This window comes from Mycolicibacter kumamotonensis (genome assembly GCF_002086285.1).
In the GTDB taxonomy this organism is placed as follows: Bacteria; Actinomycetota; Actinomycetes; order Mycobacteriales; family Mycobacteriaceae; genus Mycobacterium; species Mycobacterium kumamotonense.
Map to the genome: position 1 here is coordinate 1 of NZ_MVHU01000079.1, position 2,528 is coordinate 2,528.

Annotated in this window: 3 protein-coding genes; all 3 read right to left on the reverse strand. The window is 56.7% G+C overall.

The features are described from left to right. Window positions 1–106: 106 nt before the first annotated feature. The 3 genes from BST28_RS22755 to BST28_RS23910 all read right to left on the reverse strand — a co-directional run bounded on the left by BST28_RS22755 (window position 107) and on the right by BST28_RS23910 (window position 2,042). Window positions 107–688 carry a hypothetical protein gene (locus BST28_RS22755; protein ID WP_083083205.1) on the reverse strand — a complete coding sequence of 194 codons (582 nt, stop codon included), beginning with the start codon at window positions 686–688 and terminating at the stop codon, window positions 107–109. A gap of 259 nt (window positions 689–947) precedes the next feature. Further along, entirely contained in the window at window positions 948–1,667 is a 720-nt protein-coding gene (locus BST28_RS23905) for a hypothetical protein (RefSeq protein ID WP_165758137.1), read from the reverse strand. A 51-nt stretch (window positions 1,668–1,718) separates the two neighbouring features. Further along, a complete protein-coding gene (locus tag BST28_RS23910; RefSeq protein ID WP_133054368.1) occupies window positions 1,719–2,042 on the reverse strand; it encodes a hypothetical protein in 324 nt (107 codons plus the stop codon). Window positions 2,043–2,528 lie beyond the last annotated feature (486 nt).

Genomic DNA, 2,528 nt, shown 5'->3' on the forward strand with positions numbered 1-2,528 from the left:
TCAGATCATCCTCGGGAAGGTGCGCCCTTTCCTACGCCGCCTCACCGAGGCTCATCCACAGGTATTGATCATTGCTCCTATCCGCACCCGCCGCTGACGATGATGGTCAGAATAAGTCGGCAAGCCATTGCACAGGGAGGGATTCGAGATCGAGGATCTGTAAGTCGAGAAGGACTTGACTCAAACTTCCTGAGTCGTCAGGTCCGGTCGAGAGGGCGATGGCAGTATCCATGAATTTGGTGGCAGCGTCATCCCACTGCTGATTAAGTGGGTGAAACCAGAATTCGTCGACGACCGGAGCCAACGATCCCGCGTTCTCCAAGATAGTATTTTCTTGGCCCACCAGGCTGTCGAGGACCGGCGGGTCTGGCATGGTCGGCAGGGCCTCGGATTGCGATACGCCAGCGATGTATTGTGAATACTCCGCTCCGGCAAGCTCGGCCTGGTTGCTTGCGCCGCTTGCGACCCCGTGCGCCAAGTCCGCGTCCCCTTGGTCGAAACCAGAGAGCGCCCAGTATAACTGTGGGAATGTCCCGTCCGGCCCCGCGACGAACGAACTGTCCGCCGACGTAAGCGCAACGCTGGGCGGTTCGATGCCTCGGGCGCCTTGCGGTGTCGCGGGGGTAACGATGACACCGGCGGCGATCAGTGCGGCACCGACGCCAATGGTCGCCACTGCGAATTTCATGGAAATCTCCTAACCGGATTCGGTTATTGTGGTCAAAGCGCATCTATAGCCGGATCAGTACTACAGCGAGGGGCGCGACTCGGGATGGCTACGACAACAGCGATCCCAATTCGAAGATCGCATCAGCGGGCGTGGCTCACAGGATGCCTGCGGTCTCGGACGGCTGCCATGAGAGCCTACGACAGCCCAGGTGACTCCTCGAGGTCATTCGTATCGAACTTGAGCCAGTTACTACACCGAAGACCACCCCCGTACTGCATCAAATTCCAAATACGTCGGTAGGATCTACCGTCGTCGCGGAAACTGCCAGACCGCTAAATGCGTCACCGGGATCGATTGGCCCACTAGCATCAAAACCACCAAACAGAGACGACAGATCAATATTACCAACCGGCGTTACAAGGGTGTCCGTCACTGTTCCGTCTACCCCCGGGGTTTCAACATAGACGTTCTCCAAGCCGCCACCGATATTCAACACATCGTAAACTGTTCCGACGGAAGGCAGGGCGGTGGCCTCAACCCCGGACGCGGACGCTGAGTTGGAAATAATGAACTCGACGTTTGTCATTCCAAGGACCGTCGCGACATCCTCGTCTGCATTGACAATGCCCAGCATGCTGGGTGTGGATCCGGTGCTATATATGTCGAAGGCTTGCACCGCGAGCGGTGCGGAATTTCCGAAAATGCTCAGGTTCCCACCGCCGATTTCAGCGAATGGAGCGAAGGAAAACAAGGGACTTACTGGAGCAAAGTCCTCTACTTCGGCGCCGTTCTGGATAGTGAAAGGATCGAACGTGTCCCGACCGACTGTGAATGCATCTTTCCCAGGCACATCTGGGAACCCCGTGGCCGCCGATGTTGAGGCATTGCTACCTCCTTCATCGCCGCTGGTCGCTAAGGCGAGAGCCGAATTCAAAAATGCCACGGCTATTAGCCCACCAGTGGCAGCTCCAACGGCGATAACCGAGCGCTGATACATTAAGATGTCCTTACTTTGGTCATTATTTGCAACGGGTTCACGTACCGGCTTCTAGCGCAATAAACCGTCAGTAGCCTGCCTCGACTGGACCGTTCCGTTTACGTCGCCGATTGCATCGGAGACAACAGTCACCTCGTTAAGGTAGTCGTTGGAGAACGCTAGGGAGTCGGAAGACCAGAGATCATTGATTGCATAATAGGCGCCGGGTTGGATTGTGCCTTCAGCCGGGTTGGTTAAAGTGCTTTCGATCAAGATTGAAAGCGGGTTGCCGGGGTTGTCGGCAGCGGCGCTACCCGCTGCACCGGACAGCGAAGGGATATCAGGATCTCCCTCGTCTGCATGGGCGAACGGCGACACCGTGAAAGCTAGCGACATGGCCGCCACAATGCTGAATGGAAGGATAGCCCGCGCCGTTCCGAACGTTCCGATGCTAACGCGGCCAGGTTGTCGGACCGCGCCGGTCTGGACGGTAAGTGATCGCCGAACTTGAACACAGTCTGACATCTGCTCTCCTTATAAGTTGGTAGCCGATATGTGACGAATAGGAACGTATGCAACGCAATGGTTTAAGTCAACGTTAAGGAGTGGGAATGAAATGCGTCTTGCACTATTTCGATTGGAATTGCATTTTTGGAAGTCGAGAAACTATGCGGAAATGGTGCGACGTCCCGCTGCGCGTTGTCTCCGGTTGCGCCACCACGATTGCAAGTAGGCCGTCAGCGATGCAGCCAGCACCGGCGCTAGCACCCGCTACCGGCCGACAACTCAGCGCGGAACCGGCGACGTGAATCGCCCTGGATTCGTCGGAGGCTCGAGCTATTGGATTCCGACCAGGGGTTGGTCGGTCCGTGATGCATCGTA

Excerpts from the sequence above, each read along its gene's own strand:
- BST28_RS22755 (WP_083083205.1), bottom strand. The coding sequence starts at position 688 with ATGAAATTCGCAGTGGCGACCATTGGCGTCGGTGCCGCACTGATCGCC.
- BST28_RS23910 (WP_133054368.1), bottom strand. The coding sequence starts at position 2,042 with ATGTCGCTAGCTTTCACGGTGTCGCCGTTCGCCCATGCAGACGAGGGA.
- BST28_RS23905 (WP_165758137.1), bottom strand. The coding sequence starts at position 1,667 with ATGTATCAGCGCTCGGTTATCGCCGTTGGAGCTGCCACTGGTGGGCTA.